Here is a 12,269-nt window from a genome sequence, read left to right as displayed (position 1 = left end):
GGACCGCCCCGGCAGGGACGGCCGCACGGGCCGCCGGACGACGGCCCGGGAAGGCGGCGCCGGACGGTGCCGCCGGAGGACGGCGGACGACGACCGAACGACCACGGCGACCGGCGACGACGGGGGAGAGCGATGCGCGGATGGCTGAAGGCGACGATCGGCCTGGTGGTGGTCTCGGGCCTGCTGGTCGCCGCCGACCGGATCGCGGTCGGGGTGGCCGAGGACGAGGCCGCCGACCAGCTGGTGAGCAGCGGCCGGATGAGCCAGCGGCCGGACGTCTCGATCGAGGGCGTCCCGTTCCTCACCCAGGCGCTGTCGATGAAGCTGGACGACGTCCGGATCTCCTCCGACGGCCTGACCGTCGGGGACGGCGGCCGCCGGGTGGCGCTGCACGCGTTCACGGCCAAGCTGTCCGGCGTGAAGGTGGGCGACAGCATGAAGAGCGCCACCGTGGACAGCGGCACCGGCAGCGGACTGATCACCTACGCGGACCTCGCGCAGCTGCTGCCGCCGGCTTCCCAGCTGATGCACGGGGCGAAGCTGCCGATCGGCGGCGGCTCCCGGCTGACCCTGGCGTACGCCGGGCCCGGCAAGATCAAGGCCTCGCTGGGGCCCGTCGAGGTCGGGGAGGGCTCGGTGCACAACACGGGGAACACCGTCACCGCGGACGGGTTCCAGCTCAGTCCGCTGGCCGGGATGTTCGCCGGGGTCACCAACCAGAAGCTGGAGCCGATGAGCTTCACCCTGGACTCGCTCCCGGCCGGGCTGAAGCTGGCGGGCCAGGACGGCGCGACGCCGCTGCCGGAAGGGCTCCGGCTGAGCTTCGAGGGCAAGGACGTGCAGCTGCTGGGCTGACCGCCCGGCTCGGCCCGGCCCGGCCTCGCACCGGATCGTGGGCCGCCGGACCGTTGCGCCTCGTTCCGTTCCCTGCCGTACCGTTCCCTTCCGTACCGTTCCGCTCCGCGAGACGCGCCGTCCAGCGCGGGTCGCGGAGCGGTGTCGTTTCCGCCCGTTGTGTGCCGTCGTGGCGGGCCCGGCCCGGCCCCGGGCGGTGCGCTGTAGGCCGCGCGGAGGTCAAATCTCAGCATTCAGGCCATTTGGTCTCACTATTCGGTACGCTAATGACAGCGGGCCTCCGGTGTCCCTAGCATCGTCGACATGAAGCGACAGACGGATCTCACGAAGCGGCGGGCGGTCGACCTGTGCCGCGTGGCCGCCTGTCTGTGTCGAATGCGCTAACTCGGCGTCTTGGCAGGGCAATTGATGCCCGCCGCCGATTCTTCCGGTGACCCAGCCCGGCCGCTCCGGTCGGCCGTCGCCGCCACGCCGTGCCCCTCCCCGCCCGGTCGCCCCGGACTGCCCTCCCCGTCCCATCATTCGGACAGGAATTCGGACCGTAGTCGTCCCGGCACCCCGCAGCACTCCTGAGCAGCACCTTCCGCAAACCGCCCTCGGATGGAGAACACCACCATGAGCCGCAGCGACGTCCTGGTCGACGCCGACTGGGTCCAGGCCCGCCTGGACGACCCGAAGGTCGTCATCGTCGAGGTCGACGAGGACACCTCCGCGTACGACAAGAACCACATCCGCAACGCCGTCCGGATCGACTGGAAGCAGGACCTCCAGGACCCGGTCCGCCGCGACTTCATCGACCAGGCCGGCTTCGAGGCGCTGCTCAGCGCCAAGGGCATCGCCAACGACGACACCGTCGTGCTCTACGGCGGCAACAACAACTGGTTCGCCTCCTACGCCTACTGGTACTTCAAGCTGTACGGCCACGGCGACGTCCGCCTGCTGGACGGTGGCCGCAAGAAGTGGGAGCTGGACTCCCGCGACCTGGTCTCCGAGGTGCCGGCCCGCCCGGCCACCGAGTACCGGGCCCAGGCCGTCGACTCCTCGATCCGCGCCTTCCGCGACGACGTGATCGCCGCCATCGGCACCCTGAACCTGGTCGACGTCCGCTCGCCCGACGAGTTCTCCGGCAAGCTGCTCGCCCCGGCCCACCTCCCGCAGGAGCAGTCGCAGCGCCCCGGCCACGTGCCGAGCGCCCGCAACATCCCGTGGGCCAAGAACGCCAACGACGACGGCACCTTCAAGAGCGACGACGAGCTCAAGGCCCTGTACGAGGCCGAGGGCATCGACCTGGCGAAGGACACCATCGCCTACTGCCGCATCGGTGAGCGCTCCGCGCTCACCTGGTTCGTGCTGCACGAGCTGCTCGGCCAGGAGAACGTCAAGAACTACGACGGTTCGTGGACCGAGTACGGCAGCCTGGTCGGCGTGCCGATCGAGCTCGGCAGCAACTGAGCCTCCGGCTCGACCGTAAGTCAGAAGGGAACACAGACATGTGCGGTGCGAAGGCCGGCGGCCCGGACCTGGCAGGAGTTGACGTGGCGAACGAGACGATCATCCAGGGTTCGGTGACCCGCGACGGTGAGCCGGTCAACGGCTACGTCCGGCTGCTGGACGAGGGCGGCGAATTCACGGCCGAGGTGCCCACCTCGGCGACCGGACAGTTCCGGTTCTTCGCCCGCCCGGGCAAGTGGACCCTGCGCGCGCTGGTGCCGGGCCAGACCGTGGACCGCCAGGTGGTGGCCTCCCAGGGCACCGCCGTCGAGGTCGCGATCGCGGTCTGACGCGGACGGACGACACAGCGGGGGGCCTGCCGCGGCGGGCCCCCCGGTCGTACCGTGGAGACGTGCAGGCGAGACGGCGGCGGCGGTTCTACTTCGCCATGATGGGCGTGTGCCTGGGCCTCTTCGTGCTGGCCTGGGGCGTGGTGCGGTTCTTCTCGGTGGGGGCCGCGATCGGCATGTGCGTGGTCGCCATGGTCATCCCGCCGGCCGCCGCGGTGTTCGCCAACAAGCGCGACCCGGACGACGACTGGTGGAACGACCCGCGCTGGGACGACCCGAAGTGGGACGACCCCGGCCACGACCGGGACCGCCCCGACCACGAGGAACGCGGCTAGCGCCCGTCCGGCGGGCGGCGGACGCCGTCAGTAGACGAGCGCCTGGACGCCGTCGGCCATGATCTCGCTGACGAAGACCTGCGCGCCCGCGATCCGGACGCCGTCGAGGGTGTCCTTCTGCTCGATCCCGCGCCGCACCGCGCACTGGGTGCACAGCGTCACCGAACCGGCCGCCAGGATCGAGTCCAGCAGGTCCGGCAGCGGCGCCGCGTGCGGCAGCTCGAACTCCTTCGCCCGCCCCGGGAGGGCGAACCAGGAGGACTCCCCGGTCAGCCAGAGCGAGACCTCGATCCCGCTGGCGACGGCCACCGCCGCCACCGTGAACGCCTGCGAGCACCGCTCCGGCGCATCCGCCCCGGCGGTGACCTTGATGACGAGTTTCTTCGACATGGCGCCACCTTAGAGGTCCGGCGGCCCCCGCTCGCCGTCATCCCGGGATCCCTTGGACAAACCTTGGGCGGCGCCGGAGCGCGGGGGCGCGAAACGGCGACGTGGTGGGGCTCACCGCGACCCGCCGATGACCGGCGGATAGAGTGAGCGGCAGCAAAATCCACCACACTGTCGCCGCCTGGGAGCCCCCCGTGTCCGGTCTGGAAATGTTCTTCGACGGTCTGCTGGCCCTCATGGCCGTGCTGATCACCTGGTTCGCCATCTTCTCGGTGATGAAGCTCTACCAGGGCCAGCGCTGACCCCTGCCGTACGGTTGAGGCAGTCCCACACCGACGACAGCGACCAGGAACATGATCGAGATCCCCTCTGACCTCCACAAGGACGTCGTCCCGCTCGCCTTCCTCCTCGGCACCTGGGAGGGCGCGGGCGTCTATGACTTCCCGGGCACGGAGAAGTGCAACTTCGGCCAGGAGATCGTGATCCGGCACGACGGCCGGGCCTTCCTCGAGTTCCGCTCCCGCACCTGGGTGCTGAACAACGAGGGCGAGAAGGTCCGCCCGCTGGAGAACGAGCACGCGTTCTGGCGCATCACCAGCAACCCCGACGGCACCAGCGGTGCCCGCGGGATCGAGATCTCCTCCGTCCGGGACGACGGCACCGTCGAGATCTGGTACGGCGAGCTGGCCGACGGCAAGCCGCAGATCGACGTCTCCACCGACGCGGTGGCCCGCATCGAGGGCTCGCCGGAGTACTCGGGCGGCAAGCGGCTGTACGGCTTCGTCAACGAGGAGCTGCTCTGGGTCGGCGAGAAGGCCGCCCCGAACGTGCCGCTGCGCCCGTACATGTCCGCCCAGCTGAAGAAGGTGCTCAGCCCGGCCCAGCTGATCAAGGACATCAACGACCTGCCGGACGACGGCATCGCCTTCTTCAAGTAGGCGCGGCGCGGCCGGGCGGACCTCGGGTCCGCCCGGGAACGGCTTCGCAGGAGTAGGGACCGGCCCCGCGGCCGGTCCCTACACTTGCCTCAGGACCCCCGACTTGGCAGGGACAGCACCGTGGCGGACACCGGCACCACCGACTGGCAGCTCTCCGGCGACTGGAAGGCCGACCTGCGCGAACGCGGCTACCGGCTGACGCCGCAGCGGCAGCTCGTGCTCGAGGCCGTCGACGTCCTCGACCACGCCACCCCCGACGACATCCTCGGCCACGTCCGGCGGACCGCCAGCGGCATCAACATCTCCACCGTCTACCGGACGCTGGAGCTGCTGGAGGAGCTCGGCCTGGTCTCGCACGCCCACCTCGGGCACGGCGCACCGACCTACCACCTGGCCGGCCGCCACCACCACCTGCACCTGGTCTGCCGGGACTGCGACCGGGTCACCGAGACCGGCACCGAGATCGCCGAGCCGCTGATCCGGAGCCTGCGCGAGCAGCACGGCTTCGACACCGACCTCAAGCACTTCGCCATCTTCGGCCGCTGCGCCGACTGCACCGCCAAGCTCGCCGAGGGCGGCTCCCCGGGCCGGTCCTAGGACCGGCGGACGGGCGGGACCGGGACCGAGGGCCCGGCCGGGACCGCATGGGCAGGCCCTAAGCTGGCCGGTATGAAGAGCCCGCTGCTGAGCCTGCCCGGAGCCGTTCCCGCCGAGGGACCCGACGAGGGCGTCGCCGCCCACTACGGCGACATCTTCCGCGAGCAGCGCAACCTCGCGCAGGGCACCGGCTTCGTGGACCTCTCGCACCGGGACGTGCTCACCGTCACCGGCGACGACCGGCTCTCCTGGCTGCACCTGCTGCTTACCCAGCACGTCAGCGAGCTGGCCCCGCAGCAGGCCACGGAGGCGCTGGTGCTCTCCCCGAACGGGCACGTCGAGCACGCGCTCTACCTCGTCGACGACGGCGCCACCACCTGGGTGCACGTCGAGCCGGGGACCGGGGCGGCGCTGCGGGGCTACCTGGAGAGCATGCGGTTCTTCTACCGGGTGGAGGTCGCCGACGCGACCGCCGAGTACGCCGTGGTGCACCTGCCGGAGGGCTCCGTGGCCTCCGCCGAGGGCGCCGCCGCGGTGCGCGAACTCCCCTACGGCCGTGACCTGTTCGTGCCGCGCGCCGAGCTGGAGAAGCTGACCGCGGGGTACGGCCCGGCGGCGGGGGTCTGGGCGTACGAGGCGCTGCGGATCGAGGGCCACCGCCCGCGGCTGGGCTTCGAGACCGACCACCGGACCATCCCGCACGAGGTGGACTGGCTGCGCACCGCCGTCCACCTGCAGAAGGGCTGCTACCGCGGGCAGGAGACGGTCGCCCGGGTGCACAACCTGGGGCGCCCGCCGCGCCGGCTGGTCTTCCTGCACCTGGACGGCACCGAGGAGACGCTGCCCCCGCACGGGACGGAGGTGCGGCTGGCCACCGAGCCGGACGGGCGCGCGCTGGGCGTCGTCACCTCCTCGGCGCGGCACCACGAGCTGGGGCCGATCGCGCTGGCGGTCGTCAAGCGGAACGTCCCGGTGGACGCGGTGCTGCTGGCCGGGACGGTGCCGGCGACGCAGGACGTGATCGTCCCGCAGTAGCCGCAGGGCCCGCTTGGGGCCGCCGGCTGCCGGGCGGCGGGTCAGACCTCGACGAGGACGGTGAACGGGCCGTCGTTCACCAGCGCCACCTGCATGTCGGCGCCGAACCGGCCGGTCTCGACCTTGGCGCCGAGCTCGCGCAGCCGGGCGACCACCTCGTCCACCAGCGGCTCGGCGACGGGGCCGGGGGCGGCGGCGTTCCAGGTGGGCCGGCGGCCCTTGCGGGCGTCACCGTAGAGGGTGAACTGGCTGATCACCAGCAGCGGGGCGCCGAGGTCGGAGCAGCTCTGTTCGACGCCCTCCTCGTTCGCGGGGAGCAGCCGCAGCGTCCACAGCTTGCGGGCCAGCTGGGCGGCCTTGGCCGGGGTGTCGTCGTGGGTCGCGCCGACCAGGACGCAGAGTCCGGGCCCCTCGATCGCGCCGACGGTCTCTCCGGCCACCGTCACCCGGGCCTCGGTCACTCGCTGCACCACTGCTCGCATGCCGCCATTGTGCCGGAGCGCCCGGAGCCGTCCGACCGCCCCCGGTCGCTCCCGGTCGCTCCCGGGCCGCCGCGAAGGGCGCCGGGCCGGGCGCCGCGAAGGGGCGTGCATGAGGGTGGCGCGCGCTGGGTGGTGCACGCCTGCGCGGGGTCGGGCGCCGCGCTTCCTGCGGAAAGTCCCGGTCGTATCAGCCACCCCCGTTCGCCAGGGGGCCGTTCGGGTGCACGGGCGGTGCGCCCGCGCCGGGCGGGGTGGCACGCTGGGGGACCGTACGGAGGGCCCGGCGCGCCACATGGTCCGCCGCACCGGGCCGGGTTCGGCCGGGTGGCCGAGCCGATGGGTCAGGCGTTCTGGCGGTGTCGCCCCGGCGGGTGGTTCCGGCCGGGACCCGGAACCCCCGGGGGGTGGCCGGGCGTGCCAACGGACGGGACGCGCGAGCCCGTCGAGGGACGGGCCGGGCGGGCGGCAGGGACGGGGTGCCGCGAGCGGGCGGGATCGGACGACGGCAGGTGATGGTGGATGGACGCGAGCAGCGCTGCGTGGGACCGGTCCGGGCGGGTGGTCGAGGTGGTCGAGGTGGTCGGGGACGGCGCGGGCCCAGGGGTGCCGGGGGTGGTGCCGGAGCCGCAGCTGGAACGGCTGGGCCTGGACCAGCTGAGGGTGCTGCGCCGGGAGACGATGGAGCAGGAGGCCGACCTCTCCTACCTGCGGCGGCTGCTGCACGGCCGGATGGACATCCTGCGCGCCGAGCTCGACCGCCGGCCCGGTGCGGTCCGCGCGGCGGGTCCCGAGGGCGCCGGAGGCCTCCCCGGCGACCTGCTGGACCGCCTCCCGGCCATCCTGACCGACGCGCCCTCCACCGTGCGGCGCTCGGCCCGGCACGTCACGCTCCGGCCGCCGCGCACCCACGAGTCGCAGCTGGAGGCGGACGCGCTGATGGGGGACGTCCAGCTGGCCGACCTGGCCGCGCACCCGGCCGAGGACCTGCTGGCCGCGCTGGAGCGGCTGCGCGCGCACGAGCGCGAGGTGTCCGGGCGCCGCAACCGCCTGCTGCGGACGGCCGACGGTTGCAATGCCGAGATCACCCGCAGGTACCGTGATGGGGAAGCACGGGTCGACGACCTGCTCGCAGGAGGGCCGCTCTGACCGGGTGAGGCGCCAGGGGCGGGTGGGCCCGGCCCGACCCGGTCCACCCCCGCCCCCGGAAGGCCTCCGCCATGTCCCAGTCCGCCACCCCTCCCGTGCTCGCCGAGGTCATACGCTCGGGCTTCACCGAGGGCCGGCACCACGGCTCGCTGGTGCTGCTCGCCGCCGACGGCTCGGTCGAGTTCGCGCTCGGCGACCCCGGTGCGCCGGTCTTCCCCCGGTCGACGGCCAAGCCGTTCCAGGCCGTGGCCACGCTGCGGGCCGGGCTGGAGCTGGAGGGGGCGCTGCTGGCGCTGGCGGCCTCCAGCCACTCTGCAGAATCGTTTCACCTGGACGGGGTCCGGAGCATCCTCGGCTCCGCGGGCCTGGACGAGTCCGCCCTGCGCACCCCGGCCGACCTGCCGCTGGACGAGACCGAGGCGGAACTGCTTCTCGGATCCGGCGGCCTGCGCGCCCCGATCCTGATGGACTGCTCCGGCAAGCACGCCGGCTGGCTGGCCGCCTGCGTCGCCAACGGCTGGGACACCGAGGGCTACCTCGACCCCGGGCACCCGATCCAGCGGCTGGCCCGCGAGGCCCTGGAGGAGGGCACCGGCGAGACCGCCGCGCACGCCGGCGTGGACGGCTGCGGCGCCCCGCTGCTGGCCGTCACGCTGACCGGCCTGGCCCGCGCCTACCGCGGACTGCTGCTGGCCGCCGAGGGCACCGCGCAGCGCCGGGTGGCCGACGCGATGCGCGCCCACCCCGAGTACGTGGCCGGCACCCGCCGGGCCGACACCTGGCTGATGCGGGCCGTCCCCGGGACGCTCTCCAAGATGGGCGCCGAGGCCGTCCAGGTGGTGGCGCTGCCGGACGGGCGGGCACTCGCCTTCAAGATCGACGACGGTGGCGAGCGGGCCCGCGGCCCGGTGCTGGCGGCCGCGCTGCGCCGTCTCGGGGTGACCGGCGCGGACGAGGCCGTCGAGCGGATCGGCGCGGCCCCGCTGCTGGGCGGCGGCGTTCCGGTCGGCGAGGTGCGGGCGGCGTTCTAGGGTCTGTCTTCAAACCCGCGTCTGCGGGGCGACGCCGGGGCACGCCCGTCGCCGCCCCGGTCGGCCGGTGGTGCAGGACGCCCGCCCGGACGCCCCCGGGACGCCCGCCCGGACGCCCGCCGGACGCCGGTGGCGGCCGTCGGCGTGCGGGCGGACCGGGTGCGGTGCACGGTGGACCGGGGGCCGTCGCACAGCTGAGGGAGTCCGTCATGACTGACCACGTGTACCGGGTGACCGAGATCGTCGGGTCCTCGACCGAGAGCGTCGACGCCGCGATCCGCAACGGGGTGGAGCGGGCGTCCCGGACGCTGCGCAACCTCGACTGGTTCGAGGTGACGCAGGTCCGGGGGCACCTGGAGGACGGCCGGGTGAAGCACTTCCAGGTCGGTCTGAAGCTCGGCTTCCGGCTGGAGGACTGACCGCGGTCAGCGCTCGGGGAGCACCAGCGGCACGCCGGTGCGCGGGTGCGCCAGCACCTCGACCGGATGGCCGTACACCTCGCTGAGCAGCGGTGCGCGCAGCACCTCGGCGACCGGTCCGTCCGCGACCGTCGCCCCGTTCGCCAGCAGCACCACCCGGTCCGCGTGGGCCGCCGCCAGGGACAGGTCGTGGAGCACCACGACCACGCCGTCCCCGGCGGCGGCGCGCTCCCGGGCGATCCGCAGCACCAGCTCCTGGTGGCGCAGGTCGAGGGCGGCGGTCGGCTCGTCCAGGAGGAGCAGCGGCGCGCGCTGGGCCAGCACCCGGGCCAGTGCCACCCGGGCCCGCTCGCCGCCGGACAGGGCGGTGAACGGGCGCCCGGCGAAGGCGGTCGACTCGGTGGCCGCCATCGCCTCGGCGACCACCGCCCCGTCCTCGGCGGCGGCCGTCGTGCCGGCCCACGGGGCGCGGCCCATCCGGACCACCTCGCCGGCCGGGAACGGGAAGGACAGCTCGGCGGACTGCGGCAGCAGCGCCCGGTGCAGGGCGAGTTCGGCGGCGCCGTAGTCGGCGAGCGGGCGGTCGAGCAGCCGGACCTCGCCGCCGTCCGGCCGGACGTCCCCGGCCAGCACGGACAGCAGGGTGGACTTGCCGGCGCCGTTCGGCCCGAGCAGGGCGCCCACCTCGCCCGCCGCGACCCGGACCGCGGCGCCGGCCAGCAGGTCGCGGCCGCCGGCCTGCAGCCGGACGGCCTCGGCGGTCAGCAGTGCCGTGCCGAGCGGCGGTCGTGCGGGCGTCCTCCGGTGGGTGCGCAGTCTCACGCCCAGCCTCCCTGCCTGGTCCTGGTCCGGCGCAGCAGCCAGAAGAAGAACGGGCTGCCGATCAGCGCGGTGAGCACGCCGAGCGGCAGTTCGGCCGGTGCGGCGAGGGTCCGGGCGGCCAGGTCGGCGGCCACCAGCACCAGGGCGCCGCCGAGGGCCGAGGCGGGCAGCAGGAAGCGGTGTCCCGGCCCGGCCAGCATCCGCAGCAGGTGCGGGACGACCAGCCCGACGAAGCCGATGATGCCGCTGACCGCGACGGCCGCGGCGGTGAGCAGCGCGACCACGGTGATCAGCACCAGCCGCATCCGCTCGACGTCCACCCCGAGGTGGCGGGCCGGGCGCTCGCCGAGGGCCAGCAGGTCCAGCCGGCGGGCGTACAGGGGCGCGACGGCGAGCCCGGCCGCGGCGAAGGGCAGGACGGCGAGGACCTTGCCCCAGGTGGCCTGGGAGAGCGAGCCGAGCTGCCAGAATGTGACCTGGCTGATCGCGGCGGAGTCGGCGGTGAACAGCAGGAGCCCGATCAGCGCGCCGCAGAAGGCGTTGACGGCGACCCCGGTGAGGATCAGCGTGACGACCTCGGTGCGCCCGCCGGACCGGGCGAGCAGGTACACCCCGAAGACCGTCACCAGGCCGGCGGCGAAGGCCGCCGCGCTGGCCGTCCACGCCCCGAAGGCGTCGAGGCCGAGCACGATGCAGGCGACCGCGCCGACCGCGCCGCCCGAGGAGACGCCGATCACCGCGGGTTCGGCGAGCGGGTTGCCGAACACGCCCTGCATCAGCGCTCCGGCGCAGCCGAGCGAGGCGCCGACCAGCAGGGCGAGCACCACCCGGGGCAGCCGGACGTTCCACAGCACCGACTCGGGCACCCGGTCCAGCGCGTGGCCGCCGAGCCCGAGCCGGTGGGCGCCGGAGGCGAGGATGTCGCCGAGCGGGATGCGGTAGGCGCCGACGCCGGCCGCGAGCAGGGCGCAGAGCACCAGGGCGGCGGCGAGCGCGGTCACGAGCAGCGGCGCGCGGTTGCGCGTGCGGGGTGTCGGGAGGCCCGTCTCCCGTACGTCGGTGGTCACTTGGCGTCGCCCGGGTAGAGCTGGGCGGTGATCTCGCGCAGCACCCGGGGGGTGCGCGGGCCGTAGCTGAGCAGTTGGCCGTCCTCGATCGAGACGATCCGGCGGTCGAGTCCGGCCGGGGTCTGGGCGACGCCGGGGAGCTTGAGCAGGCCGTCGACGCCGCCGACCGACTCCAGGCCCTTGCTCATCACCAGGATCGCGTCGGGCGCGGCCTTGACCAGGGCCTCGCTGGTGAGCGGGGTGAAGTCGCCGGTGAGGCCGGCCGCGGTGCCGGCGTCCGTGCCGCCGACCGCCTCGATCAGCGAGCCGGCGCCGGAGGCGGGCCCGCCGAGCAGGTAGACGGAGGCGCTGCCGCGCAGGTAGAGGAAGGCGACCTTGGGGTGCCGGCCGGCGGCGTCTCGCTGACCTCCGGCGGCTCGGGCGCCACGCTGGCCGCCACCGGCGCGGACACCCCGGTCGTCCCGCTGCTGGCCACCGCGGCCGGTCTGCTGCTGGTCGGCGGCAGTGTCACCGTCCTGGTGCGCGGCCGCCGCGGCGCGCGGTCCTGACGCACCCCCGGGACGCGCGACGGCCCCGGCGAGCAGCTGCTCGCCGGGGCCGTTCCGTCGGTGGCGTCGGTGGCGCCGGTCGCGCCGGTGGCGCGGTCAGGCGCTCAGCGGGTAGCGGGTGTCCAGGTCCCGGAAGACCGCGCCGTTGAGCGCGAAGGCGCGCTTGCACTCCTCGACCACCCGGCGGCGCTCGACCTCGTCCATCGCCGCGCCGGCCGCGTCCAGCCGGGCCCGGTAGTCGCGCTTGAAGGCGGCCGGGTTGTCGACCTCCTCGAAGACGTAGAACCGCACGCCGTCGCCCTTGCGCTCGAAGCCCCAGGTCCGCTCGGCGATGCCGCGGATGATCTGACCGCCGGACAGGTCCCCCAGGTAGCGGGTGTAGTGGTGCGCGAGGTAGCCGGCGGGCCAGTCCTCGGCCAGTTCCGCGACCCGCGCCGCGTACGCCGCGGTGGCGGGCAGCGGCTCCAGCCCGTCCCGCCAGCGGGGGCCGCGCAGGTGCTCCAGGTCGCGTTCGACGGCGGCGGTGCGCAGCAGGGCCCGGTCGATGAAGGGGCCGGTCAGCGGGTGTTCGGCGAGCTGTCCGGCGCGGCTCTCCAGGGCCCGGTAGACGTACCAGAGCTGTCCGGTGAGGTCGGCGTAGGCCTCGACGCCGAGCTGCCCGCCGAGCAGTCGGCTCATGAACGAGGACTGCTCCGCGGCCTCGTGCTCCTCGCTGCTGGCGGTGCGGAGCACGGTCGAGAACGGGACGGGCTCGGGCGTGGGCATGCGGCCTCCAGGGATCGGATCAGGCCCCGACTATTTTGGTTAGCCTAACCTAATCTGCCAT

17 protein-coding genes and 1 pseudogene are annotated in these 12,269 nt (G+C 74.1%); 12 read left to right on the top strand and 6 right to left on the bottom strand.

Annotated features, from left to right (window positions below):
* Nucleotides 1–132 precede the first annotated feature (132 nt).
* From AB0N04_RS33590 to AB0N04_RS33570, 5 genes are all read left to right on the top strand, one after another.
* Nucleotides 133–855, top strand: coding sequence for a DUF2993 domain-containing protein (locus AB0N04_RS33590; RefSeq protein WP_360215008.1), 723 nt, complete (start codon nucleotides 133–135; stop codon nucleotides 853–855).
* 303 nt (nucleotides 856–1,158) lie between these two features.
* Nucleotides 1,159–1,239: an Ms5788A family Cys-rich leader peptide gene (locus AB0N04_RS33585; protein WP_350517234.1), complete on the top strand. Its 81-nt coding sequence runs from the start codon at nucleotides 1,159–1,161 to the stop codon at nucleotides 1,237–1,239.
* 231 nt (nucleotides 1,240–1,470) lie between these two features.
* Nucleotides 1,471–2,307, top strand: coding sequence for a sulfurtransferase (locus AB0N04_RS33580; RefSeq protein ID WP_360215011.1), 837 nt, complete (start codon nucleotides 1,471–1,473; stop codon nucleotides 2,305–2,307).
* A 38-nt stretch (nucleotides 2,308–2,345) separates the two neighbouring features.
* Nucleotides 2,346–2,636: a DUF1416 domain-containing protein gene (locus AB0N04_RS33575; RefSeq protein WP_030059605.1), complete on the top strand. Its 291-nt coding sequence runs from the start codon at nucleotides 2,346–2,348 to the stop codon at nucleotides 2,634–2,636.
* A gap of 98 nt (nucleotides 2,637–2,734) precedes the next feature.
* A complete protein-coding gene (locus AB0N04_RS33570) occupies nucleotides 2,735–2,971 on the top strand; it encodes a hypothetical protein (RefSeq protein WP_360215112.1) in 237 nt (78 codons plus the stop codon).
* Nucleotides 2,972–2,998: 27 nt separating this feature from the next.
* Here the strand turns inward: AB0N04_RS33570 and AB0N04_RS33565 are convergent, their stop codons facing one another.
* Nucleotides 2,999–3,361: a DsrE family protein gene (locus tag AB0N04_RS33565; protein ID WP_360215014.1), complete on the bottom strand. Its 363-nt coding sequence runs from the start codon at nucleotides 3,359–3,361 to the stop codon at nucleotides 2,999–3,001.
* Between the two features lie 350 nt (nucleotides 3,362–3,711).
* On the opposite strand from AB0N04_RS33565, the gene AB0N04_RS33560 reads away from it, so the two are divergent.
* The 3 genes from AB0N04_RS33560 to AB0N04_RS33550 all read left to right on the top strand — a co-directional run bounded on the left by AB0N04_RS33560 (nucleotide 3,712) and on the right by AB0N04_RS33550 (nucleotide 5,928).
* Nucleotides 3,712–4,296: an FABP family protein gene (locus AB0N04_RS33560; protein WP_360215017.1), complete on the top strand. Its 585-nt coding sequence runs from the start codon at nucleotides 3,712–3,714 to the stop codon at nucleotides 4,294–4,296.
* 120 nt (nucleotides 4,297–4,416) lie between these two features.
* Nucleotides 4,417–4,893, top strand: coding sequence for a Fur family transcriptional regulator (locus AB0N04_RS33555; protein ID WP_360215020.1), 477 nt, complete (start codon nucleotides 4,417–4,419; stop codon nucleotides 4,891–4,893).
* A 72-nt stretch (nucleotides 4,894–4,965) separates the two neighbouring features.
* Complete coding sequence (locus AB0N04_RS33550; RefSeq protein WP_360215023.1) at nucleotides 4,966–5,928, top strand: folate-binding protein; 963 nt, start codon at nucleotides 4,966–4,968, stop codon at nucleotides 5,926–5,928.
* A gap of 41 nt (nucleotides 5,929–5,969) precedes the next feature.
* Here the strand turns inward: AB0N04_RS33550 and dtd are convergent, their stop codons facing one another.
* Nucleotides 5,970–6,410: a D-aminoacyl-tRNA deacylase gene (dtd, locus tag AB0N04_RS33545; RefSeq protein WP_360215026.1), complete on the bottom strand. Its 441-nt coding sequence runs from the start codon at nucleotides 6,408–6,410 to the stop codon at nucleotides 5,970–5,972.
* Nucleotides 6,411–6,929: 519 nt separating this feature from the next.
* Between dtd and AB0N04_RS33540 the strand changes: the two genes are divergently transcribed.
* The 3 genes from AB0N04_RS33540 to AB0N04_RS33530 all read left to right on the top strand — a co-directional run bounded on the left by AB0N04_RS33540 (nucleotide 6,930) and on the right by AB0N04_RS33530 (nucleotide 9,006).
* Nucleotides 6,930–7,556 (top strand): ABC transporter substrate-binding protein, encoded by a 627-nt coding sequence (locus AB0N04_RS33540; protein ID WP_360215029.1) that lies wholly within the window; start codon nucleotides 6,930–6,932, stop codon nucleotides 7,554–7,556.
* Nucleotides 7,557–7,627: 71 nt separating this feature from the next.
* Entirely contained in the window at nucleotides 7,628–8,587 is a 960-nt protein-coding gene (locus AB0N04_RS33535; RefSeq protein ID WP_360215032.1) for an asparaginase, read from the top strand.
* Nucleotides 8,588–8,796: 209 nt separating this feature from the next.
* Nucleotides 8,797–9,006 (top strand): dodecin, encoded by a 210-nt coding sequence (locus AB0N04_RS33530; RefSeq protein ID WP_360215035.1) that lies wholly within the window; start codon nucleotides 8,797–8,799, stop codon nucleotides 9,004–9,006.
* Between the two features lie 6 nt (nucleotides 9,007–9,012).
* On the opposite strand, the gene AB0N04_RS33525 is transcribed toward AB0N04_RS33530, so the two are convergent.
* From AB0N04_RS33525 to AB0N04_RS33515, 3 genes and pseudogenes are all read right to left on the bottom strand, one after another.
* Complete coding sequence (locus AB0N04_RS33525) at nucleotides 9,013–9,774, bottom strand: heme ABC transporter ATP-binding protein (RefSeq protein WP_360215115.1); 762 nt, start codon at nucleotides 9,772–9,774, stop codon at nucleotides 9,013–9,015.
* Between the two features lie 50 nt (nucleotides 9,775–9,824).
* Nucleotides 9,825–10,895, bottom strand: coding sequence for an iron ABC transporter permease (locus tag AB0N04_RS33520; RefSeq protein ID WP_360215038.1), 1,071 nt, complete (start codon nucleotides 10,893–10,895; stop codon nucleotides 9,825–9,827).
* Nucleotides 10,892–11,281 (bottom strand): annotated as a pseudogene (locus AB0N04_RS33515) (ABC transporter substrate-binding protein); the annotation flags it as partial. The gene AB0N04_RS33520 and the pseudogene AB0N04_RS33515, both read right to left, overlap by 4 nt.
* On the opposite strand from AB0N04_RS33515, the gene AB0N04_RS33510 reads away from it, so the two are divergent.
* On the top strand, nucleotides 11,276–11,443 hold the full coding sequence (locus AB0N04_RS33510) for a hypothetical protein (protein ID WP_360215041.1): 168 nt from the start codon (nucleotides 11,276–11,278) through the stop codon (nucleotides 11,441–11,443). The pseudogene AB0N04_RS33515 and the gene AB0N04_RS33510 overlap by 6 nt on opposite strands.
* A gap of 96 nt (nucleotides 11,444–11,539) precedes the next feature.
* On the opposite strand, the gene AB0N04_RS33505 is transcribed toward AB0N04_RS33510, so the two are convergent.
* A complete protein-coding gene (locus AB0N04_RS33505; protein WP_360215044.1) occupies nucleotides 11,540–12,208 on the bottom strand; it encodes a biliverdin-producing heme oxygenase in 669 nt (222 codons plus the stop codon).
* Between the last annotated feature and the right edge of the window lie 61 nt (nucleotides 12,209–12,269).

Origin of the sequence: Kitasatospora sp. NPDC051702 (assembly GCF_040681575.1) — a bacterium.
GTDB lineage: Bacteria > Actinomycetota > Actinomycetes > Streptomycetales > Streptomycetaceae > Kitasatospora.
The sequence above is the reverse complement of the archived record's forward strand: the minus strand, read 5'-3'. Positions and strand labels throughout refer to the sequence as shown.

Coding starts and splice junctions, on each gene's coding strand:
- AB0N04_RS33590 (WP_360215008.1), top strand. CDS start 133: ATGCGCGGATGGCTGAAGGCGACGATCGGCCTGGTGGTGGTCTCGGGC.
- AB0N04_RS33585 (WP_350517234.1), top strand. CDS start 1,159: ATGAAGCGACAGACGGATCTCACGAAGCGGCGGGCGGTCGACCTGTGC.
- AB0N04_RS33580 (WP_360215011.1), top strand. CDS start 1,471: ATGAGCCGCAGCGACGTCCTGGTCGACGCCGACTGGGTCCAGGCCCGC.
- AB0N04_RS33575 (WP_030059605.1), top strand. CDS start 2,346: ATGTGCGGTGCGAAGGCCGGCGGCCCGGACCTGGCAGGAGTTGACGTG.
- AB0N04_RS33570 (WP_360215112.1), top strand. CDS start 2,735: ATGATGGGCGTGTGCCTGGGCCTCTTCGTGCTGGCCTGGGGCGTGGTG.
- AB0N04_RS33565 (WP_360215014.1), bottom strand. CDS start 3,361: ATGTCGAAGAAACTCGTCATCAAGGTCACCGCCGGGGCGGATGCGCCG.
- AB0N04_RS33560 (WP_360215017.1), top strand. CDS start 3,712: ATGATCGAGATCCCCTCTGACCTCCACAAGGACGTCGTCCCGCTCGCC.
- AB0N04_RS33550 (WP_360215023.1), top strand. CDS start 4,966: ATGAAGAGCCCGCTGCTGAGCCTGCCCGGAGCCGTTCCCGCCGAGGGA.
- dtd (WP_360215026.1), bottom strand. CDS start 6,410: ATGCGAGCAGTGGTGCAGCGAGTGACCGAGGCCCGGGTGACGGTGGCC.
- AB0N04_RS33540 (WP_360215029.1), top strand. CDS start 6,930: ATGGACGCGAGCAGCGCTGCGTGGGACCGGTCCGGGCGGGTGGTCGAG.
- AB0N04_RS33535 (WP_360215032.1), top strand. CDS start 7,628: ATGTCCCAGTCCGCCACCCCTCCCGTGCTCGCCGAGGTCATACGCTCG.
- AB0N04_RS33530 (WP_360215035.1), top strand. CDS start 8,797: ATGACTGACCACGTGTACCGGGTGACCGAGATCGTCGGGTCCTCGACC.
- AB0N04_RS33505 (WP_360215044.1), bottom strand. CDS start 12,208: ATGCCCACGCCCGAGCCCGTCCCGTTCTCGACCGTGCTCCGCACCGCC.